Annotated in this window: 18 protein-coding genes; 13 read left to right on the forward strand and 5 right to left on the reverse strand. The window is 62.5% G+C overall.

Annotation, left to right across the window (positions count from 1 at the left end):
- The first annotated feature begins 184 nt into the window (after positions 1-184).
- The 5 genes from GR212_RS10840 to GR212_RS10860 all read left to right on the forward strand — a co-directional run bounded on the left by GR212_RS10840 (position 185) and on the right by GR212_RS10860 (position 5,467).
- Positions 185-1,465 (forward strand): cysteine desulfurase-like protein, encoded by a 1,281-nt coding sequence (locus tag GR212_RS10840; protein ID WP_163986492.1) that lies wholly within the window; start codon positions 185-187, stop codon positions 1,463-1,465.
- Positions 1,466-1,639: 174 nt separating this feature from the next.
- The gene (locus GR212_RS10845; protein ID WP_163986493.1) at positions 1,640-2,422 is read left to right on the forward strand and encodes an HpcH/HpaI aldolase family protein; all 783 of its coding nucleotides are present in this window, start codon (positions 1,640-1,642) and stop codon (positions 2,420-2,422) included.
- A gap of 188 nt (positions 2,423-2,610) precedes the next feature.
- Positions 2,611-3,819: a pyridoxal phosphate-dependent aminotransferase gene (locus GR212_RS10850; RefSeq protein WP_163986494.1), complete on the forward strand. Its 1,209-nt coding sequence runs from the start codon at positions 2,611-2,613 to the stop codon at positions 3,817-3,819.
- 82 nt (positions 3,820-3,901) lie between these two features.
- Positions 3,902-4,699 carry an ABC transporter substrate-binding protein gene (locus GR212_RS10855; RefSeq protein ID WP_163986495.1) on the forward strand — a complete coding sequence of 266 codons (798 nt, stop codon included), beginning with the start codon at positions 3,902-3,904 and terminating at the stop codon, positions 4,697-4,699.
- 93 nt (positions 4,700-4,792) lie between these two features.
- A complete protein-coding gene (locus GR212_RS10860) occupies positions 4,793-5,467 on the forward strand; it encodes an amino acid ABC transporter permease (protein WP_163986496.1) in 675 nt (224 codons plus the stop codon).
- Between the two features lie 9 nt (positions 5,468-5,476).
- On the opposite strand, the gene GR212_RS10865 is transcribed toward GR212_RS10860, so the two are convergent.
- Together GR212_RS10865 and GR212_RS10870 are read right to left on the reverse strand one after the other, a co-directional pair.
- A complete protein-coding gene (locus GR212_RS10865; RefSeq protein ID WP_163986497.1) occupies positions 5,477-5,992 on the reverse strand; it encodes a MarR family winged helix-turn-helix transcriptional regulator in 516 nt (171 codons plus the stop codon).
- Between the two features lie 97 nt (positions 5,993-6,089).
- Positions 6,090-7,658, reverse strand: a complete 1,569-nt coding sequence (locus tag GR212_RS10870; protein WP_163986498.1) for a phytoene desaturase family protein — start codon at positions 7,656-7,658, stop codon at positions 6,090-6,092.
- 400 nt (positions 7,659-8,058) lie between these two features.
- Between GR212_RS10870 and GR212_RS10875 the strand changes: the two genes are divergently transcribed.
- The 3 genes from GR212_RS10875 to GR212_RS10885 all read left to right on the forward strand — a co-directional run bounded on the left by GR212_RS10875 (position 8,059) and on the right by GR212_RS10885 (position 11,039).
- Complete coding sequence (locus tag GR212_RS10875) at positions 8,059-8,841, forward strand: cyclase family protein (RefSeq protein WP_163986499.1); 783 nt, start codon at positions 8,059-8,061, stop codon at positions 8,839-8,841.
- A gap of 77 nt (positions 8,842-8,918) precedes the next feature.
- Positions 8,919-10,508 (forward strand): phytoene desaturase family protein, encoded by a 1,590-nt coding sequence (locus GR212_RS10880; RefSeq protein ID WP_163986500.1) that lies wholly within the window; start codon positions 8,919-8,921, stop codon positions 10,506-10,508.
- 24 nt (positions 10,509-10,532) lie between these two features.
- Positions 10,533-11,039: a MarR family winged helix-turn-helix transcriptional regulator gene (locus tag GR212_RS10885; protein ID WP_163986501.1), complete on the forward strand. Its 507-nt coding sequence runs from the start codon at positions 10,533-10,535 to the stop codon at positions 11,037-11,039.
- A 27-nt stretch (positions 11,040-11,066) separates the two neighbouring features.
- On the opposite strand, the gene GR212_RS10890 is transcribed toward GR212_RS10885, so the two are convergent.
- The 3 genes from GR212_RS10890 to GR212_RS10900 form a co-directional block, all read right to left on the reverse strand.
- Positions 11,067-12,377: an MFS transporter gene (locus tag GR212_RS10890; protein ID WP_163986502.1), complete on the reverse strand. Its 1,311-nt coding sequence runs from the start codon at positions 12,375-12,377 to the stop codon at positions 11,067-11,069.
- A gap of 93 nt (positions 12,378-12,470) precedes the next feature.
- Positions 12,471-14,030, reverse strand: a complete 1,560-nt coding sequence (locus GR212_RS10895; RefSeq protein WP_163986503.1) for an indolepyruvate oxidoreductase subunit beta family protein — start codon at positions 14,028-14,030, stop codon at positions 12,471-12,473.
- A 9-nt stretch (positions 14,031-14,039) separates the two neighbouring features.
- The gene (locus GR212_RS10900) at positions 14,040-16,193 is read right to left on the reverse strand and encodes an indolepyruvate ferredoxin oxidoreductase subunit alpha (protein ID WP_163986504.1); all 2,154 of its coding nucleotides are present in this window, start codon (positions 16,191-16,193) and stop codon (positions 14,040-14,042) included.
- A 375-nt stretch (positions 16,194-16,568) separates the two neighbouring features.
- On the opposite strand from GR212_RS10900, the gene GR212_RS10905 reads away from it, so the two are divergent.
- From GR212_RS10905 to GR212_RS10925, 5 genes are all read left to right on the forward strand, one after another.
- Positions 16,569-18,104, forward strand: coding sequence for an ABC transporter substrate-binding protein (locus GR212_RS10905; protein WP_163986505.1), 1,536 nt, complete (start codon positions 16,569-16,571; stop codon positions 18,102-18,104).
- Positions 18,105-18,345: 241 nt separating this feature from the next.
- Positions 18,346-19,353, forward strand: a complete 1,008-nt coding sequence (locus tag GR212_RS10910) for an ABC transporter permease (protein ID WP_163986506.1) — start codon at positions 18,346-18,348, stop codon at positions 19,351-19,353.
- Positions 19,346-20,239, forward strand: coding sequence for an ABC transporter permease (locus GR212_RS10915; protein WP_163986507.1), 894 nt, complete (start codon positions 19,346-19,348; stop codon positions 20,237-20,239). The genes GR212_RS10910 and GR212_RS10915 overlap by 8 nt, the downstream gene beginning before the upstream one ends.
- Entirely contained in the window at positions 20,236-21,108 is an 873-nt protein-coding gene (locus GR212_RS10920) for an ABC transporter ATP-binding protein (RefSeq protein WP_163986508.1), read from the forward strand. The genes GR212_RS10915 and GR212_RS10920 overlap by 4 nt, the downstream gene beginning before the upstream one ends.
- Positions 21,105-21,959 carry an ATP-binding cassette domain-containing protein gene (locus tag GR212_RS10925; protein WP_163986509.1) on the forward strand — a complete coding sequence of 285 codons (855 nt, stop codon included), beginning with the start codon at positions 21,105-21,107 and terminating at the stop codon, positions 21,957-21,959. The genes GR212_RS10920 and GR212_RS10925 overlap by 4 nt, the downstream gene beginning before the upstream one ends.
- The last annotated feature ends 15 nt before the right edge of the window (positions 21,960-21,974 follow it).

Genomic DNA, 21,974 nt, shown 5'->3' on the forward strand with positions numbered 1-21,974 from the left:
CGCTGTTCGCGATTTGGGATCCTTGCGATTGAGCCGCCGTTTATCGGAAGGCCGCCGCACAGTTTTGCCCGACATTTTTGAATCTCACGCCGAGAGCTTGAGAAATTTGGTTGAACCTTAAACTATTTTGTGATCAAATGATCAAACTAGAGATTTCAATCCCAACATCCAGAGCGAGATCGCCATGAGTTCCGCCCCTTCCGCATCGCAATTCACCGGCCACAACAGCTTCCCGGTCGACGAGGTCCGCGCCTTGTTCCCGGCCATCCAGAAGGCCGGCGATTTCGTCTTTCTCGACAATGCCGGTGGCGCGCAGGTTCCCCAGGCGGTGGTCGATGCAGTCGCCAACCACCTCATCGATTTCAACGTCCAGCGCATGGCCAAATACCAGCACAGCCAGGGCGTCGACCGCAATCTCGACGAAGCGCGTGAAAGCGTCGCCATGCTGGTCAACGCCTACCGCCCGGAAGAAATCTCCTTCGGCCAGAACGCCACCTCCTTCATCCGCCTTGTGAGCCTCGGCATCGCCAAGCTGCTCGGCGAGCGCAACGAGATCGTCGTCACCGACATGGATCACGATGCCAACATCGCCACCTGGATGGCGCTGGAAGCCGACGGCGCCAAGATCGTCTGGTGGCGCATGCGCGAGGACGGCACGCTGCATACCGAGGATCTGAAGCCGCTGCTCAACGACAAGACCCGCCTCGTCGCCTGCACCGTCACGGCGCATTCGATCGGCACGATCGTCGATGTTGCCGCGGTCTGCAAACTGGCGCATGCCGCCGGCGCGGAAACCTTTCTCGATTGCGTCCACTACGGCCCGCATGGCCTGATCGACGTACAGGCCTGGGGCTGCGACTATCTCGTCTGCTCCGGCTACAAGAACTTTTCGCCCCACATGGGCTTCCTCTGGGGCCGCTACGACGCATTGGTCAAGCTTCCCACATTCAAGGAAGACTTCATTCCGGACGTGCCGCCCTACAAGATCGAAGTCGGCACCTTCACCTACGAGAACGTCGCCGGCATGAATGCCGCGGTCAAGTATCTCGAAAGCCTCGGCCGTCGTTTCCTGCCGACCGGCGAGCATAGCCGCCGTGAGGCACTCGCAGCCGCCATGGGCGCGATCCGTCAATACGAGCTGATGCTCTCGCGCGAAATGATCGCGGTGCTCAAGCGCCACGGCGCGGTGATCTACGGCATTTCCGACGAGGCTCGCCTGGAGCAGCGCGTTCCGACGATCTGCTTCAACATGCCCGGCATCACCCCGCAGGAATTTGCCGCCGAGATGGGCAAGGAACGCATCGGCCTGCGCGACGGTCACATGTTCGCGCCGCGCCTGATGAAGCGTCTCGGCCTTTCGATGGAAACGGGTGCCATCCGCGTATCGCTGGTGCACTATAACAAGGTCGAAGAGATCGCGCGGTTCGACGCGGTTCTCACCGAGATCATGGCGCGGCGCAAGTAAGCCGCGCCTGTGAGCGGTGGCGGCGCCCGAACAACTCCGCCACCGCAAATCCTCCGTGCCGGTGCATTGATCGGCACGGAAAGCTGCCCTGAATTCAGAACAGATTGCCGCTTCGCAGTTGTATCTTTTCGGTCTATCCCTCGCTGAGAGGACCGCTGAAATGTGAGGATGACGATGAGCGATTTCCGACGGAACTGTATCGAGCGCAAGCTGCTCGTCGGTACATTTGCGGCCATTCCGCATCCGGTCGCCATCGAAGTCACGGCAGCCGCGGGCGTCGATTTCCTTTGCATCGACTGGGAGCATTCGCAGATCAGCCGCGAGCGTATCGAGGATCTGATCCGCGCCGCCGATGTCCATCGCGTTCCTGCCATGGTCCGCGTGCCCGGCCATGCGGCGGAGGACATCGCGGCCGTTCTGGATGCGGGCGCCGCGGGCGTTCTCGTGCCGCGGATCTCGACAGCGGAGCAGGCTCGCGCAGCCGTCAAGGCCACCCGCTATCCGCCGCACGGCGCGCGCGGCGTCGGCCCGGGTCGCGCGGCGGCTTACGGCTACCGCATTCCGGATTACCTCGCCAAGGCCAATGCGGAACTGCTGCTTGCCATCCAGGTGGAAACGGCGGAGGGACTTGCCAATATCGCCGAGATCGCGGCCGTCGACGGTGTCGACCTCATTTTCATCGGCCCCGGCGACCTCTCGGTTTCGATCGATGCCATGGGACCGGCGGGCAAGGAAAGGCTCGATGCGGCCATCAGGACCATCACGGAAACGGCTTTGTCCGCCGGTCGCGCGGTCGGCATCTTCCGCCCCTCGCCAGACGATGTCGGCGCGTGGTCGAAGGCCGGCATAAGCTTCTTCATCCTGGCGAGCGACACGATGTTCCTCGGTGCCGGCCTGACGGCGGGCGTCGATGCCGCAAGACAGGAAAAGCAAGTCGGAAAGAAGAAAGAAAGCTGATTTTTATCATAGAGTTACCACGAAAGCCCATGATATGGAATCGAGCAGCGAAATAGACTTTTTAAGCTTAAACTTTGTCCTTGAAATGCATCCGTTTTTGGATAACCATTCGAAATTGAAGGGTGGTCCAAGCGAAAGCTTCCGCCGCCGTTCCAACCCTTCAACACCGGATTCCCAGGGGAAATTCCTTGTCTCTTCTGCCGCAGCATAACCTGCCGAACGCGATGTCAGGCCGCGACGCCCTCGAAGGCATTCGCGCCCAGATCCGCGACATGCGCACCGACAACATCGCCGTCCTTGCCAAGCGCGCCCGCGAACTCGGCGGCGTCATCCCGCTCTGGTTCGGCGAAGGCGACATGGTGACGCCGGACTTTATCCGCGAGGCGGCGAAGAAGACGCTCGACGACGGCGCCACCTTCTACGTTCCGAACATGCGCGGGCTGGCAACGCTGAACGAAGCGCTGTCGGAGTATCAGACGCACTGGCACCAGCGCCCGATCCCCATCGAGCGCACGACGGTCGCGCCCGGCGGCATGCAGGCTCTCTATATGGCGCTCGAACTGCTCGTCGATGTCGGGACCAACGTCGTCTACGTGGCGCCGCAATGGCCCAACATCCACAACGCCATCCACCTGATCGGCGGCGAGCCGCGCGCCGTATCGCTCGATTTCGACACCGACTGGCGGCTCGATCTCGATAAGCTTTTCGCCCGCTGCGATGCCCGCACCCGCGCAATCTTCCTGTCGACGCCTGCCAATCCGACGGGCTGGACGGCCTCGCGCGAGGAGATGCAGGCCCTGCTCGATTTCAGCCGCCGCACCGGCATCTGGATCATTTCCGACGAGGTCTACGCCCGCCTCTATTTCGACGGCGAAATCGCGCCTTCGATCCTGCAGGTAGCGGAAGACGGCGACCGCGTGATCGCCATCAACAGCTTCTCGAAAGCATGGGCGATGACCGGCTGGCGCGTCGGCTGGCTCACGCACCCGTCGGCCATCGCCGACCAGCTCGGCGCCATGACGCAATATATCAACAGCGGCACCTCGGCCATGGTTCAGGCCGGAGCGGCAGCCGCCCTGCGCGAAGGCGAGCCGCTGGTTGCCGAAATCCGCGGACGGATCAAGGCCGGCCTCGACCTTGCCTATGAAAAGCTGCCGAAGATACCGGGCATGATCCTGCCGGAAAAGCCGCGCGGGGGCATGTATGCTTTCTTTGCGCTGCAGGGCGAAGCCGATGCGACGGCGCTCTGCGAGCGCATCCTGGAAACGGCCCGCGTCGGTCTGGCGCCTGGGTATCACTTCGGCGAGTCGTCCCGCGCATTCCTGCGCATGTGCACGTTCCGCGAAACCGAACAAATGCGTATCGCGCTCGACCGCATGGTCGATGCGATGGCATGATACGACCGCCCGTCCGGGCGGCCGGGAATACCCGCGGGTGAGAGGAAAAGCCCGCAGCCATAACCAGAGGGAGACTAAGAAAATGCATATTACTCGTCGCAGTCTGCTGGTCCTAGCGACCGCCGTCGGCCTGGCCGGCGGAAGCCACCTCGCCTATGCCGCCGATGCGCTGAACGTCGGTTCCTACCCGAACAACCCGCCCTTCGAATACAAGACCGCCAATGGCGGCTTCGAAGGCTTCGAAGTCGATGTGGTCAACGAAGCCGCCAAGCGCGCCGGCATGACCACCAACATCGCCGACTACGGCTTCCAGGCCCTGTTCGCGGCAACGAGCTCCAAGCGCATCGACGTGGCGATTTCGTCCATCACCATTACGCCGGAGCGCCTGAAGTCGCAGTCCTTCACGCAGCCCTACTACGACTCGGACATGGGCGTCGCCACCAAGGAAAGCAGCTCGATCAAGGCGCTTGCCGACCTCAAGGGCACGGTTGTCGGCGTCTTGTCGGGTTCGACGGGTGAAAAATGGGTCAATGACAACAAGGCCGCTCAAGGCTTTGCCGACGTCAAGGGCTACAATTCGCAGCAGGACATGTTCCTCGATCTCGGCGCAGGCCGCATCGACGCCGTCGTCAGCGACATTCCCGGCATGCAGTATCTCTTCGTCAAGACCAAGGGCTTCGCCATCAAGGATCGCATCAAGACCGGCGAGCAGTACGGCCTGATGATGACCAAGGACTCGCCGCTTCTCGGCAAGATCAACGACGCCATCACCGCGATGAAGAAAGACGGCACGCTGGAAAAGATCCATGAGAAGTGGTTCGGCGGCAAGGCACCGGCTGGTTCGTCCACCGTCACCGAATTGCCTATCCCCAAGGCGTGATCAAAAGATCATCGTTGAAATGAGACTACGCCGGTCGCAACGACCGGCGTAGATGTAAGAAATCTTATCTTCGTTTTGCACACGGGAGTGCCAATGTCTTTCGTCGATACCTTTCTCAATTCCGACGTCATGATCTCGGCTTTCCCGCAGCTGCTGCGCGGGCTTTGGATGACAATCGCGCTCGGCGTGGTCAGCATCCTGATCGGCGTGACCGGCGGGCTTATCATCAGCCTGATCCGCCTCTACGCCCCCAAGCCGCTGCAGCTGCTGATGATCGCCTATATCGACATCATGCGCGCCATGCCGATGCTGGTCGTATTGATCCTGATCTATTATGCCCTGCCCTTCGTCGGCATCAGCTTTTCCGCCTGGTGGTCGGCCATCCTCGGCTTCTCGATCGTGCTTGCCGCCTATTCGGCCGAAGTCTTCCGCTCGGGCATCGAAAGCGTGCCGCGCGGCCAGTTCGAAGCGGCCGCCGCGCTCGGCATTCCGTTTCTGATCACGCTCTACAAGGTCGTGCTGCCGCAGGCGGTCCGCATTGTCATCCCGCCGACGACGAGCAACTGCGTGTCGATGTTCAAGGATACCTCGCTTGCCTCGACCGTGGCCCTGCCGGAACTGCTGAAAGAAGGGCAGAACGCGCAAGGATTCTACGCAAACCCCTCGCCGCTGATCATGGCCGCTGTGATTTACGTCATCCTGCTGTGGCCGATGGTGCGTCTCGTCAGCGTGCTCGAGAAGAAGTTCAAGAACGAACGGGCCAGATAAGCGCCGCCATCAATCGAAGTCGGCACCCGAAAGATGATTGCTGACGGATGACTTCACGGCGCCGATATCCCGCCAGAGCTCGCTGACGATGGCGGGATCGACATCCGCCATCATGTCGCGCAGCCAGCCTTCATGGGCCGCTGCCATGGCGCTGAAAAGCGTCTCGCCCTTTGCCGTCAGCTTGGCGACCGTCACGCGCCGGTCGCCGTCGGGCGTTACGCGCAGGACAAGCCCATCCGTCTCCAACCGCTCGACGAGCCCGGTCACATTGCCGTTCGTGACCATGGTTCGCTTCGACAGCTCCCCGAGCCGCAAGCCCTCACGCTCGCGATAGAGCTGCGCCATCAGGTCGAACTGCGGCAAGGTCGCGCCGAATTCGTTGCGCAGCCGGCGGCGGATTTCCTGCGAGATCAGCTTCGTGGTGGACAGCATGCGCAGCCAGAGCCGCAGCTCCAGCTTTTTGCCTTCCTGCGTTCCCTGAACGATGATCTCCAGGTCAACGGTTGCACTCTCTGACTCTGTCATGGCATCGCCTCGGTCTATCGTTCCACATCGCTGATCTAAGCGATCTAGGGAGCAATATTTGAAATGTCAAAGGTTTGGGCGTCAAGTCGTGCGGCTGTCACTTCGCCAGCATTTTCCCCAACATGAAACCGGAGCCGGCCCCCGTCCCCGCGCCCGGCCACGTCGAGGCTCCGCACATGAACAGCGAACCCACGGGCGTCCTGTAACGCGAATAGCCAGCAACGGGACGGAACAGGAAATTCTGGTCGAGATGATGGCTGCCGGAGAGGTTGTCGCCGCCGACGAGGTTCGGATTCTCACGCTCGAGATCAACGGGCGAAAAGACGGAGCGTCCCAATATCTTGCCACGCACGCCCGGGGCATAGCGCTCGAGAATATCCAGAACACGTTCCGCGTAGGTATCCTTGATCGCGTCCCAGCTCGTTCCGGTGATTTCACCCGCGGCATCGCCGCGGAACTCCGCCGGCAGCACGCGCACCTGAATCCAGAGCGCATGCTGTCCGGCCGGCGCGCGCGAGGGATCGATGGCCGTGGGCTGCCCGACCACCAGCGCAGGCTCGGCTGGCAACAGCCCGCCCATGGCCTCGGCATAGACACGCGACATCATCTCGAGATCCGGCGCGATATGCACATAGGCAAAGTTCTGCAGCGCCTTGCCCGCCGTCCAATCCGGAAGGCCCGAGAGCGCCAGATGAATCATCATCGTGCCGGGTCCGGCGCGGAAGCGCGAAACCTTGCCGTCGAACTCCTGACGCGACGGATCCCGATCCAGAAGCTTGCCGAACAGAATCTGCGGATGGACGTTGGCGATGACGGCACGCTTCGCGTCATAGCGGCGCCCATCGGCCAAAACGACCCCCGTCGCCTTGCCGCCCGCCGTGACGATCTTGTCGACGCGCGTACCCAGCATCAGCTCGCCGCCCTTGCTTTTCAGCACCGCCGCCATGGCGTTGATGATCGTATCGGCGCCGCCCTTGCCGATCACCATGCCGAAGGCCTGATTGGCCATGGATTCGAGATAGGGAAACAGCGCACCGCCGGCGACATCGGGGGCAAAGTCGAGATGCAGCCCCCAGGCGGCCATCATCGTCTTGAGCTTGATGTTCTGGAAACGCGCATCGAGAAAATCGCGCGGCGAGGCAAACAGCATGCGCGCCGTGTCGTAGACCCATCCCGTTCCCTTTTCGCGCCAAGCCTTCCAGACGACTTTGGCGGCCGCCATGGAGGGCATGGGTGAGCCGAGCAGGCCGAAAATGTGGGGCGCATCCGCACCGAACTGCGAGAGCATATTGCGCCAGGCCGCGGCGTCCTGCGGCGATATGTCGGCGATGGCGCCCGTGGTCTTTTCGAGGTCGGTGCTGACGCCGAGATAGGTGTTGTCGCGGAAGACGCTGGCAAAGCAATCAGCAGCCGGAACGAAGCCCAGCCCCTCGGCCGAAAGCTCGTTCTTGTATTGGGCAAAGAAAGCCGAGCCGGCGAACATGGAAAGGTTCATGGCGCAAAGATCATGCCGGAAGCCGGGCAGCGTCACCTCGCGGGTCTTGACCGCCCCGCCGGGCTCCGCATTGCCCTCGATTACAGCAACCTTCCAGCCCTTGGCGGCCAAATGCACCGCCGCCGCCAGGCCGTTATGACCGGCCCCGACTATGATCGCATCATAGCTCATCGTCTGCCCCTCTTTCATCGATTATTATTATTGTCACATGCATACATCTTGAGCTTTAAGCTTCAAGTACCTGTTGGCACGAAATACGAGTCGAAAGCGCAATCTAAAGTAGCATATCCTCAAGTTTCGTCGCGATTTGTTGTTTGACTTCAGCGATTTACGGATATCTCTCAGCCTGTGAACGAAGCATCAATTTTGACATCCGGAACCGCGCCGGAATGCTTGCAATATCATATATTGTGACATAGGCTCCGCTTCATGCCGCTGCTGCGCGGACCCGGTGCCAGGAGGAAAGGCACCCCGCGCCTGGCGATACCGACTTCAAGCTTGATCCCGATCGAAAGGTCCGCGTGGCGGCTTTTCGTATGGGGTCGTGCGACAACTAGAGGGAACCCAACATATGACCGCTACCACACTTGCCAGCCTCGCCTCGGCCCTGCTTTCAGGGTCCGTCAAGGTCGTCGACCTCACCGCGCCGCTCGGCCCGGATACCCCGGTGCTCTACCTGCCGCCGCAGTTCGGCAAGAACACGCCCAAGGTCGCGGTCCACACGATCTCCGAATACAATCAGGACGGCCCCTTCTGGGCCTGGAACTGGCTGGAACTCGGCGAGCACACCGGCACCCATTTCGATGCGCCCTGTCACTGGATCACCGGCAAGGACAATCCGAACAACACGACGGACACCATCCCGCCGCAGAATTTCGTCGCTCCGGTCAATGTCATCGACCGCTCGAAGGAATCCGCCGCAGATCCCGATTATCTGCTGACGGTCGACAGCATCAAGGAATGGGAAGCCCAGAACGGCGCCATCGAAGCCGGCAGCTGGGTGCTGCTGCGCACCGACTGGTACAAGCGCAACGGCTCCACCGATACGTTCCTGAACGCCGATGAAAACGGCCCGCACTCTCCCGGCCCGACGGCCGAGGCGATCGAGTATCTGCTGAGCAAGGGCATCATCGGCTGGGGCTCGGAAACGGTCGGCACCGATGCCGGTTCCGCCGGCGGCATGAACCCGCCCTTCCCGGCACACAACCTCATGCACAAGGCCAACCGATATGGTCTTGCCAGCCTCTCCAACCTCGATCAGCTTCCGGCCAAGGGCGCCGTGCTGATCGCCGCTCCGCTGAAGTTCGTCAAAGGCACCGGTTCGCCGGTTCGTGCGTTGGCATTGATTGCATGATAGGCTGGGAAGGCGGACGCCTGGGGGCAAGTTCGGCTCCGCCTTTCCATTCATCCTGGCTGTGAGGGGCAGCGGCAATGGGCGATTATGATTATATCATCGTCGGCAGCGGCATTAATGCGCTTGTCGCAGCCGCGATGCTCGGCAAAAAGGGCTATAAGGTGCTCGTCCTCGAGCGCAACGACCGCATTGGCGGCTGCCTGCGCACGGAGGAAATCACCGAGCCCGGTTTCATACACGACGTCATGGCAACGACCATGGTGCTGTTCCTCACCTCGCCGGCCTATGGCGCCATCGGCAAGGATCTGGAGGCGCGCGGCCTGGAATTCGCCCATGCCGACCTGCCGACGGGCGTGCTGAGGCCCGATGGCTCTCGAGTTATCTTTTCCAAGGACCGGCGGCGCAATATCGCCACCTTCGACGAGCTGTCGCTCGGCGACGGGCAGACATTCTCCCGCGAAATGGATGCGCTTGGCGCCGATGCTCCCTTCCTGTTCTCCCTGCTCGGCGGCGCGCTGTGGTCGGGATCGACCCTGAAGACGGTCGGCAAGCAAGGCTGGACTCGCGGGTTGCGCAAGCTCGCGGCCTGGTTTGGCGACGCGCTGACGCCGGCGCGCGGCTACCTCGAAACCAATTATAAATCCGAGGACATCCATGCGCTGTGGGCGCCTTGGGTGCTGCATTGCGGTCTCGGCCCGGAAAGCGCCTACTCCGCCGAAATGCTGAAGGTGATCGGCTTCGCGATAGAGCTGGCCGGCGCACCGATCGTCAAGGGCGGCGCCACGAAACTGCTGACGGCCTTCGAACGGCTGATTACCGACAATGGCGGCGAAATCCGTCTCGGCGCCGATGTCGAGGCCATCATTCCCGGCCCCAATCGCCGCGCCGACGGCGTGCGTCTCGCAGGTGGCGAAACCTTGAGAGCAAAAGCCGGAGTGATCTGCTCGGTCACGCCCAACCAGCTCTACGACCGGCTGATGGGAGAGTGGCCGGATCCGCTGCCGGCGGAGGTCAAGACGGGCGTTGCCAACTACCGCTACGGCAAGGGCGACATGCAGATCCACTATGCGCTTTCCGCACCGCCGCGCTGGAAGGCCGATGCCGAACTCGGCAAGGTGGCGCTGCTGCATCTGACCCCAGGCCTCGACGGCGTCTCGCGCGCCGCCAACGAATGCGATCGCGGGCTATTGCCGGCCGAACCCACCATCTGCGTCGGACAGCCTGTCGCGCTCGATCCCAGCCGCGCGCCGGAAGGAAAATCGATTCTCTGGCTGCAGCTTCCCGAAGCGCCGCGTCATATCAAGGGCGACGCGGCGGGCGAGATTGCGACGCCTGCAGACGGCCGCTGGACGGAAGAGGTACGGGAACGCTATGCCGACCGCATCGAGGCCCTGCTCACCAGCCACATCGAGAACTTCTCGGAGATAAAGCTCGCACGCCGGGCCTATTCTCCGGGTGATCTGGAGGCGATGAACATGAACCTCGTCGGCGGCGACCCTTACGGCGGCTATTGCGGCCTCGACCAGTTTTTCATCTGGCGCCCCTTCAAGTCATCTGTTAACCACCGCACCCACGTTACGGGCCTTTACCACATCGGCGCTTCGGCGCATCCCGGTCCAGGTCTCGGCGGGGGCTCCGGTTTCCTGCTCGCATCATCGCTGAAGTAATAGGTTTCAGGAGGAGTGTCGTCGATGGAGGAACGGTTTTCAGGCACCGTTTTGAGGCGCAAGCGCGATGAGAACGCAAAGCGCCCGACCATGGGCGAAATCGGCCTCAATCACTTCGCACCCTATCTGATGAACCGGCTGATGGCGCGCTGGAACGCCAACATGTCGGAGGAACTACGCGAATACGACATGACGACCGCCAAGATGCGGGCGCTCGCGGTCCTCTGCGTATCCTCCAGCGTCACCATCAACGAGCTCTCCGTCTTCGCGGTAACCGAACAATCGACGATGAGCCGCACGCTCGACTCCCTCGAGCAGCAGGGCTACATCCGTCGCCAGCCACGAGTCGAAGACATGCGCATCCGCGACGTTTCGATCACCGAAGAAGGCCGCGTCGCCTTCGAGAAGGTGTGGCCGACCATGTACGACCTGTTTCTGCAGATGTTCGACGGCGTCGAGGAAGCGGAATACCGCGCCTTCATCTCGACTCTGCACAAGGTGCTGCACAACATCCGCAAGCACGAGATCTGAGCGGCGCCGCCGCCGCTGCAGCTCGCCTCACCGTTTGTTCGGAATGAGCGCCGTCGCCAAGGCAGCGATGGCGGCGATGATGGCGAAAACGTAGAAATTCCATTCAGGGCCGACGTTCAGGCTGGCGATGTATCCTCCCATCAACGGGCCGGAGAGCGCGCCGATGCGCGAGAAGCTCAGCGCCCAGCCGGTGCCGGCGGCCCGCACGAACGGCTGCAGGTAGGCGGCAAGATAGCCGGTTAGGATCAGCGATGCCGAGACCGTGCCGAAACCGGCGATGGCAACGACCGTATAGTTCAGCCAGATGGAACCCTTGAAGGCGAGAAGCGCGATACCGACAGCGCCGAGCAGGTAGGATAGCGTCACGGTCAACCGCACGCCGAAACGATCCGCCCATTGGCCAAGCACGATGCCGCCGATCGCCGACGTCAGGCTGAAAACTGCGAGGAACAGCAGGCTGTCGCCAAGATCGTAGCCGCTCTTGCGCATGATCTGCGGCAGCCACTGGGCAAGCCCGTAGACCAGGAGCAGCCCCATGAACAGGGCAATCCAGAAACAAGCGGTGGCAAAGGCGTTTCTCGGCGAAAAGATCTCACCCAGCACGGCGCGCCAGCCGAGGCTCGTTTTCCTCGATGCGCTCCCCGCGGGAACGGCAACGCCCAGCCGGTCGGCCAGCCGCATCGCCGTTTCGCTCCGCCCGCGTGCCACAAGAAAATCAAGGGACTCGGGCAGCAGCCATGCCATGACAGGCACGAACAGGACCGGAAGCGCACCGACCAGAACGACAGGCCGCCATCCGTAATCCGGCAACAGCCATCGGCCGACGAGCGCTGCGGCGAAAAGGCCGAGGGAATAGCCGGAATACATGATGCCGTAGTTGAGATTCTTCTTGGCCGCCGGCGAATATTCGATGGTCAGCGCCGCCGCCAGCGGAATGATGCCCCCGAGGCCGAGACCGGCCGCAAAGCGGCTGACACCGAACCAGATCGGGGTCGGAGACCAGGCGGTGATCGCCGTGCAAACGGCAAACAGCGAAAGACAGGCCAGAAACATCGGCTTGCGGCCGTAGAGATCGCTGAGCATACCCACGACGATGCCGCCGACAAGCATACCGAAGACGGTGTAGCTGCCCATTGCCCCGAGCTGGAGTGGGGTCAGGTGCCAGACATTATCCGTGGACAGCGCCGGCAGGATGGCGCCGAGAAGGCCGACATCATATCCCTCCGCGAAGATCGCCAACCAGCAGATGAGAACGACGACGAGGCTTTTGGAATGCGAGATTTCCCCGCCGCGGGGAGCTGAAACATCCCTCGCAGCACCACTTCGGAGACTGTCCATAAGATTGTTCCCTGTTGGAAATTATCGGTCTCGGCCGATATCGTCAGCGACCCGAATGCGCGCGGGGCGGAATATCCGCCCCGTCCTGCCGCATCAGAGCGTTTCGACCGTTTTCAGCGCTCCGTCGAGCGCCGCGCCCTTCTCGTCCAGAAGCGCTGCCTGCCGCAGACGCCGCATCCAGGCGGCGCCGTCTTCGCGATTGCGCAGCAGCGGCAGCGCCGACATGACGCGATCGAACTTGGAAAGACCACGCGCATGCGTATCGGAATAGCCCTTGACGAGGCGTCGATTGCCGAGCACCTCGACGGCGAGATCGTAGTTCACGGCCAGCAGATTGGATGCCGCCGTAAGCCAGGCCTCGCGATGCTCCACTTCACGGGCATGACGCAGGGTGCCGCGGCGGATACGCCGCAGCGCCGAAACCGTGTAGAGGCCAAGGAACCAGAACAGCGTGCCGGTCTTGACGCGACGGCCCTTGTTGATGAAGCCGTCGAGCCGCTCGAACAGGCGCGGCCGGCTCTCGATCCACAGACCCATGGCTTTCGGCATCGTGCCGCAAACCTCGTCCATGCGCGGATGCATGTACTCGGTCATGTAGACGATCTGGTCGTCCTTGGCGCCGACCTCCTTGCGAACGCGCTCGAAACGCGACCCGCGAACCTTCAGGTCGGCAACCCGGATGACATCGTCGTAAGCCATGGCGACGGCGACATATTTGGCAGCCTGAACGGTAAAGGCAAAATCCTTGTCCGCACCGCCGGCCTTCCGGTCGAGCGCATGAAGCGCTGCAACACGGCTCAGATACTCATCGGCATAGGCCGGATCCTGATAATCGGTCAGCTTCTTGGCGCCGGCAAACAGCAGGGGCCAAGCCACCTCCGGAAATTCGGATCGGATGCGATTGACCAGCCGGTCCAGCGCAGGGTGCCCGGCGGTTTCAGGCAGAGCGTCGAAATGCTTCGGCGGCGTCGCCGAAACCGCGTCGCGCGGCTTCTCCTTGACCCTCTCGAACGCGGCATTGAACGCCTTCAGGCTGGGCTCGATACCCTTGCCGCCGGCGCGAATCATCGCTTCGAAAGCCTGCTTTGCAAAGGGCAACGCACCCGAAGCAGCCAGCACGCCGAACATGGAGGCGGAAATCACGCTGCCATTCCGGACGGCAAGCGCTTCCATATCGAAAGCGATGGTGCGTTTGGCTGCGAAGTCGGTCGCATCGACCACGACCTCAGGATTGCCGATGCCGTCGCCCGGCTTCTCCTTTTCGGCGACCGCAAAGGAGCGATGCGTCGAGGCGATCAGCAGCGTCTTGTCCGGCGTGACAAGGCCGCGCAGCACGGAGCGGCCGGCTTCCATCAGTTCCGCCGCCATGACGACATCGACATCGCCCGGCGTCGGCATCAGCGAAAAGATCGGCTCGTGGCCGTCGCGGGCCGGCAGCATCTCGATATAGTAGATCGTCGCGCCCGTTCGCTGCGCCACGCCGGGCACCGAGGTCGTTTGCGCCATCCAGCCTTCGGCTTCGGCAAGGCCGACGATCCAGTCGGCCAGCACGCCGCCGCCCTGCCCGCCCATGGCGAGGATGGCAAGCGACAGCGGCTTGTCCGTGGAAAGGCGGCCTGCGCCGAGATCACTCATTTTTACATGCTCGTTCATATCGCCCTCTCAATCCGCGAAGACGATACGGCCGGCGCGGCGACGCGCCTGCAGCCAGCCGATGACGCGGGAACGCAAGCCGGCGACGAAGCGATCCCAACCCGTCGGGTTGTGGATGATATCGGCGCGATAGAAGGAGGGACAGAGCACCGCCGCCTCCGAGACCTCGCCGCAATTGCCGCAGCCGACGCAATTATTGTCGATCGCCGCCACCGGATCGTCCTTCAGCGGGTCGTCGGTATGCTTGACCGACAGCGAAGGACAGCCGGAAAGACGGATGCAGGCGTGATCGCCTGTGCAGACGTCCTCGTCGACGCCGAAGCGCTCCTTGACCATGCGCTTGCCGTCCTTGACCGCCTTGGCGAATTGCGGCTTCACGCGGCGCTGCTTGTTGAGCATGCATTCCGAAGAGGCGACGATGATCTTCGGGCCCGGCTCCTTCGAGGTCAGGGCCTCGCGCAACGTGTCGCGCATCTTTGCGACATCGTAGGTCCGGTCGATCTGCCGCACCCAGGTCGCGCCGATGCCTTTCACGGCGTTGACGATGGAATTGTTGGTCTTGCGGCGCGGATTGAGCGCGCGCGAGGACGGTATGTCCTGACCGCCGGTCGCGGCCGAATAGTAGTTGTCGACGACGAGGATGACGCCGTCCTGCTTGTTGAAGACGGCATTGCCGACGGAGGTCGCAAGGCCGTTGTGCCAGAAGCCACCATCGCCCATGACCGAGATCACGCGCTTGTCGGCCGCGACATTGAAGGCCGAGGCGGCAGCCGGACCGAGCCCGTAGCCCATCGTCGTGCTGCCAATATTGAAGGGCGGCAGGATCGAGAAGAGATGGCAGCCGATATCGCCTGAGATATGATGCTGGCCGAGCTCGCTCTCCACCATCTTCATCGCCGCGAAGATCGGACGCTCGGGACAGCCGATGCAGAATCCCGGCGGGCGCGGCGGTACGACTTCGGCCAGGGCCTTGATTTTCGGATCGTTCAGGATGGGCGTCGGATCCGGCAGCGGCGGCTGGTTGCCGAGCAGCACGCGCTGATGGATCTCCAGGAAGTTCTTGATGCCCTTCATCAGCACCGGCGCGGTATATTCGCCGCCCATCGGCAGGACGTCCTTGCCCGCGACCTTGGTCTGGATATCGCGGCGGCGCAGGATGGTGTTGAGGGACTGCTCGATATATTCGGGCGCCCCTTCCTCGACCATCAGCACGGCCTTCTTGTTGGCGCAGAAGTCGGCGAGCTGGTCGTCGACCAGCGGATAGGCGACATTGAGAACATAAAGCGGCACGGCGGAATTGCCGTAGACATCGGCAAGCCCGAGCTGCTGCAGCGCGCGCATGACGCCATTATACGCACCACCGAGCAGGATGATGCCGACTTCGCCTTCCGAAGGGCCGAAATACTCGTTGAGCTGGCGCTTCTTGATGAAATCGACGGCCGCGGGCCAGCGCTTCTCCAGCTTTTCCTTCTCATGAATGAAGGATGCCGGCGGCAGCACGATACGGTTGACGTCGCGAACGGGATTCTCGAGCGCCTGCTTCAGCGTATAGGCCGGCCGCTTGTTGTCCTTGGCGACGAATTGGCCGTGCACATGACAGCTGCGGATGCCGACCTGCAGCATGACGGGCGTGTTCGACACTTCCGAAAGCTCGAAGCCCTCCTCGACCGCCTGCACGATCGACGGCAGGTTCGGGCGCGGATTGAGCAGCCACATCTGCGATTTCATCGCATAGGCATGGCTGCGCTCCTGCATGATCGACGAGCCCTCGCCGTAGTCTTCGCCGATGATGATCAGCGCGCCGCCCGTAACCCCGCCCGAAGACAGGTTGGAAAGCGCATCGGAGGCGACATTCGTTCCGGCCGTCGATTTCCAGGTGACGGCGCCGCGCACCGGATACATGACGGAGGCGGACAGCATGGCGGCGGCGGCCGCTTCCGACGCCGATGTCTCGAAATGGATGCCCAGATCCTGCATCACGTCCTTGGCGTCGGCCAGGACGTCCATCAGATGGGAAATCGGCGAACCCTGATAGCCTCCCACATAGGAGACGCCGGATTGCAGAAGTGCTTTGGTGATCGCGAGAATACCCTCGCCGCGGAAGATATCGCCTTCCCCGAGCTTCAGATCCTCGACCTCGCGCGCAAACGATCGCTCGGCCATAGACGTTACCCCTTTGCCCTATGGGCTTCTTCTAAATCATTTGCAAAATCATATTTTGAACTTCCCTGAACTGTCAACGAACAATTATCGGATCTCGCCATTCTCGTTTGCGCTATCGACCGTCCAACCATATCGGGCGGCTGTCGCAACCCGTCGGCAACAAGGCGATGCATCGTCAAAATATATGCATATGCATAAAATTTTTGCGAATAGTCGAAGCCAGCCGAAAAATAACGGCCAGGATTTTGCGAAACACCCGAGAAAGCGCTTGCCGCTCCGAAATACGTATTTTAAGATTAAAACATTCCGACAATAAATCGCCAGCGGCAGGCGGCGTCACGCTTTTTTGCCGCTTAACAGGGGAACGGAGTGACCATGACAACGCTTACTCGGCGCGAGGCCCTTAGCCTCGGCGCAGCTGCATTCATTACTGGGATTCTCGCAGGCAGAACGCCGGTGGAAGCCGCCGAAGCCGGCACGCTGACCATCGCCTTCAACGTCAACCTGCCCTCTTTCGATCCGACGACCGGCCCGTCCGCCGTCAACCCGACGATCCAGGCGATCTATCGCTCGATCTTCGACCAGTTCATCGGCCAGGGACCCGATCTGAAGTTCCAGCCGGGCCTGCTGACCGCCTGGGGCTGGAACGACGACAAGACCAAGGTCTGGATGGACGTCCGCGAAGGCGTCACCTGGCACGACGGCTCCAAGTTTACCCCCGACGATGTCGTCTGGTCGCTGGAGCGCGCCGCCAAGCAGGAAACCGGCAATCCGATCCAGTTCATCTGGTCGACCGCCAATAATTACAAGGTGGAAGGCAACCGGATCACCGGCGATGTCGTCCGTTTCGAGCCGACCTATTTCAAATGGATGGCGTTCCTCACCGGCTATATCCTGCCGAAGGACTACTATACCAAGGTGGGCGCCGAAGGCTTCGAAAAGAAGCCCGTCGGCACCGGCCCCTATATGGTCGACGCCTATGAGGGCAATTCCTATCTGCGCCTGAAGGCGAACCCCAACTATTTCGGCGGCAAGCCGGCGTTCGAGACCGTCATCTTCAAGTTCGTGCCCGACACGACGAGCCGCGTCGCGGAAATCGAATCCGGTTCGTCCGACGTGACGCTGGAAATCCCCTATGAGGATTTCGACCGGCTGAAAAAGAAGTCCGGCCTCGCCGGCGTCGCGACCCCGATCTCCGACATCGGCATGATCTTCATCAGCAATGTCGATCCGATGCTCGACAAGAACGTCCGCCTCGCCGCCAACATGGCGATCGACAAGGAAGCGATCATCAAGCGGCTTCTGCGCGGCTACGGCAAGCCTCTGTCGACGCTGGAAGCGCCGGAATACGAAGCTTACGACGCCTCGGTCAAGATCCCCTACGATCCGGAGCAGGCCAAGAAGCTTCTGGCCGCCAGCGGCTATTCGCCGGCAAAGCCGGTGAAGTTCGGCATCAAGACGACCCGCGGCTTCAAGCCGAAGGACTACGAGATGATCCAGGCGATCGTCGGCATGTGGCGCAAGGTCGGCATCGAGGCGGAAATCGAAGTCTACGAAATCGCCAAGCACTACGAACTGCGCGCCGCCCACCAGCTCGGCCCCGCCGCCTTCTACAACTGGGGCAACGCCATCGGCGACCCGACGACCTCGACGGGTTTCGCCATGTTCGGCCCCTCGCCACACTCGGCCTGGAAGACCAAGGATGTCGACGACATGATGGGGCCGCTCTGGGTCGAAAAGGACGAGACGAAGCGCATCGACGGCTGGAAGGCGGTAATCAAGTACATCGCCGAGCAAGGCTATGTGATCCCGCTGCTGCAATATGCCCAGCCGATCGTCTATAAATCGAGCCTGAAGGTGACGCCGAACGTGTCGGGCGCGCTGCAGCCGACGCTGGTGTCGAAGGGTTGATGCGTCGAGCCTTGAGCCCGTAGCCTTGCCCCTCACCCTAGCCCTCTTCCCGCCCCTTCGACAAGCTCAGGACGGAGAGAGGGAACGACCTCTGTTCCCTCGCTTAAACAGGCGGTTGAGGGTAGGCTGCAAGTGCCTCCTTCCCTTCTCTCCGTCATGACGGGGAGAAGGTGCCCGACAGGGCGGATGAGGGGCTTGGGACTCTTCAGCGCCATAGCCGCGCGATCGGAATTCATAACGAATGATAGCAGTCTCCATTTTCAACCGCCTGATCATGGCCGCCATCACGCTCTTCGGCGTGGCGGTGATCGTCTTCGTCCTGTTGCGTGTCGTGCCGGGCGATCCGATCGCCATGATGATCTCGCCGGGCGCAAGCCCAGCCGATATCGCCGCGCTCCGCGCCCACTACGGCCTCGATGCCAGCCTGACGACCCAGTTCGGCATCTGGCTGAAATCGGTTCTGATGGGTGATTTCGGCACATCGATCTCCCTTAAGCGCGATGTGCTGTCGCTGCTGGGAGAACGCCTCCCTGCGACGCTGGAACTGGCCTTTGCCGCCCTCGCGCTGGCGGTTCTTCTCGGCGGTGCGGTCGCCATCGTCGGCACGCTCGCCCGCCGCACCGTCTTCGAGCCGGTCATCGACAGCCTCAACGGTCTTTTCCTCGCCGTTCCGGATTTCGTCTGGGCGCTGGCCCTGGTCCTTGTCCTCGGCGTTCTCTTTCCGCTTTTCCCGCTCTCCGGCCGCATCGATCCGAGCATCGACGTGCAGTTCGCGACCCCCTTCTATCTCCTCGAAAGCCTCGTGACGCTTCGCTTCGGGATCTTCGCGGATATTTGCGCGCATATGGTCATGCCGGTCCTGGCGCTCGGCCTGCCGCTGGCGGCCATCATCGCCCGCGTGCTGAAAGCCGCACTCTCCGAGGCCATGGTGCAGGATTATGTCCTGCTCGCCAAGCTGAAGGGCATGTCCGAGCTGCGGCTCGTTCTCCAGGAGGCGTTGCGCAATGCCGTCGGGCCGACGATCGCGCTCACCGGCGTGCAGTTTACCTTTCTGATCGGCGGCACCGTCATCGTCGAGCGCATCTTCGCCTATCCCGGCATCGGCAACATGGCGATCGATGCGGTCATCAACCGCGACCTGCCGCTGATCCAGGGCCTCGTTCTCGTCTTCGGCGCCCTCTTCATTCTCGTCAATCTGGCGGTCGACCTTTTGGTCGCGGCCTTCAATCCGAGGCTCGCCCATGGCTGACGTCACTTCGCCCGCCATGCCAAAAACACCGTCGAGAACGGCGAAACGCATTCGCGCGATGCTTTCCGAGCCAAAGGTGATCTTCGGCGGCGGCTTCATTCTCATCCTCCTCATCCTCGCGATCTTCGCGCCCTACATCGCGCCGAAGGATCCGCTGGAGCAGGACCTGATGTCCGGCACCTTGCCGCCGGCGTGGATCGACGGTTCCGATCCGGGCTTCCTGCTGGGCACCGACGACCTCGGCCGGGACGTCCTGTCGCGCGCCATCTTCGGCACGCGCATCGCGCTGACTGTCGCCTTCGTCGCGGCCGGGCTTGCGGCGTTGATCGGCACGCTGCTCGGCCTTCTCGCCGGCTGGTATGGCGGCTGGATCGACAAGGTGATCTCGCGCCTCGTCGATATCTGGATGGCCTTCCCTCCAGTGCTGCTGTCGATCCTGCTCGTCGCCGTCTTCGGCTCCGGCGTCCACTCGGTCATCGCGGCCATCGTCATCATCGACTGGACGCGCTTCTGTCGCGTCGTGCGCTCGGAAACGCAGGCGCAGGCCCGGATGGATTATGTGACCGCGGCCCACACGATCGGCTTTTCACGAGCCAGGATCCTCTTCAGCGAGATCCTGCCCAATGTGACGCCCGTGCTGATCGCGCTCGTCAGCCTGGAAATGGGCATTGCCGTCATTGTCGAGGCCATCCTGTCCTTCGTTGGCCTCTCGGTCTCATCCGACACACCCACCTGGGGCGGCATGATCGCCGAGGGGCGGCAGATGATCTACCAGGGCTGGTGGGTGCTGGTCGTGCCGCTGATCGCCCTCTTCGCCACGGTGCTTGCCTTCAATCAACTCGGCGACGGCCTGCGCCGCGCCCTCGATCCGGTAATGCGCCGATGACATCTCCGCTTCTCTCCATTGCCGGCCTCAGCGCCGTATCCGACCGCGACGGCGGCGCACCGATCCTGCGCCATGTCTCCCTCACGCTGGAGCGCGGCGAGGTCCGCGGGCTCGTCGGCGAAAGCGGCGCCGGAAAATCGACCATCGCCAAGGCCCTGCTCGGCATCCTGCCGCGCAGCGTCCGCATTACCGCCGGCTCGATCCTCTTCGAGAGCCGCGATCTTCTCACGCTTTCCACCAGGGAATTGCGCGGCATCATGGGCAGCGAAATCTCACTGATCCCGCAGGACCCGCAGACGGCACTCAATCCCGGCCGCCGCATCGAGGCGCAGCTGACCGACGGCCTGCGGCTGAAGCGCGGAATGTCGTCGCGCGACGCGAGGCGGCGCGCACTGAAACTGCTGGAGGAAGTGCATATCCGCGATCCCGAGCGCGTGCTGCGCGCCTACCCCCATGAATTGTCGGGCGGCATGCGGCAGCGCATCCTGATCGCCGCCGCCTTCGCGCTGGAACCGAAGCTGGTGGTGGCCGACGAGCCCACCACCGCGCTCGACGTCACCGTGCAGAAGCAGATCCTGCGGCTGATTCGCGGCCTGCAGGAGGCGCACGGCACTGCCGTCGTCTTCGTCACGCACGATCTCGGCGTCGTCGCCCAGATTTGCGACAGCGTCACCCTGCTTTACGCCGGCAAGGTCATCGAAGAGGGGCGAACGGGTGACGTGCTCGCGCATCCGCAGCACATCTACACGAAATCGCTCATTGCCGCCGGCCCGCGCTACGACCGGCCGGATGCCGGGCTGACGCCGGTGCCGCAGGCGGTCTTCGAACAATTGCGCCGCGAAATCGGCATTCCGGAGGGCGGCCGATGAGCGTTTCCGATAGCCTGCTTTCGGCCAAGGGCATCGAGGTCACCTACGGCGCCAAGCCGCATCTTTTCGGCCCGTCGGGCCTTGGCATCAAGGTGCTGCACGGCGTCGATATCGACATCCGCCGCGGCGAGACGGTCGGCATCGTCGGCGAAAGCGGCTCGGGCAAGACGACGCTGGGCCGCGCCCTGCTGCGGCTGGTCGATGTCACTGCGGGCACCATCCATTTCGACGGCCGGGACATCACCCAGTTGCCCGATGCCGACATGCGGCCGCTGCGCCGCCGCATGCAGATGATATTCCAGGATCCGATGGCCTCGCTCAATCCGCGCCACACGATCCGCCGCATCCTCGTCGAGCCGCTGCTCCTGCATGGGCTGGCTTCCGACCGAAAGGAAGCCGAACGACAGGTCGCTGCGATCCTCGATCGCGTGACGCTGCCCCAGGCCTGCCTCGACCGCAATCCGCATGAGCTTTCCGGCGGTCAGCGCCAGCGCGTCGGCATCGCACGGGCGGCCTTGCTGAAGCCGGACTTCGTGCTTGCCGACGAAATCGTCTCCGGTCTCGACGTGTCGACCCAGGCACAGGTGCTCAATCTGCTGAAGGAGCTTTCGCGCGATCTCGGCCTTTCCATGGCCTTCATCAGCCATGACCTCTCCGTCATCCGCGCCATTTGCGACCGTGTCTATGTGATGCGCCATGGCCGCGTCGAAGAGGAAGGCGATTGCGAGCGCGTCTTCACCGAACCCGCCTCGGCCTATACGCGCATGCTGCTCGACGCCATCCCCCTGCCGGAGGTCGACCCGCACTGGCTGCGCCGCGAGAGCGTGGTTGCAGAAGCGTCCGACGCCTGAACCGCGGCCCGACGG

Origin of the sequence: Martinezella lusitana, from assembly GCF_010668395.1 — a bacterium.
Classification (GTDB): Bacteria; Pseudomonadota; Alphaproteobacteria; order Rhizobiales; family Rhizobiaceae; genus Rhizobium; species Rhizobium lusitanum_A.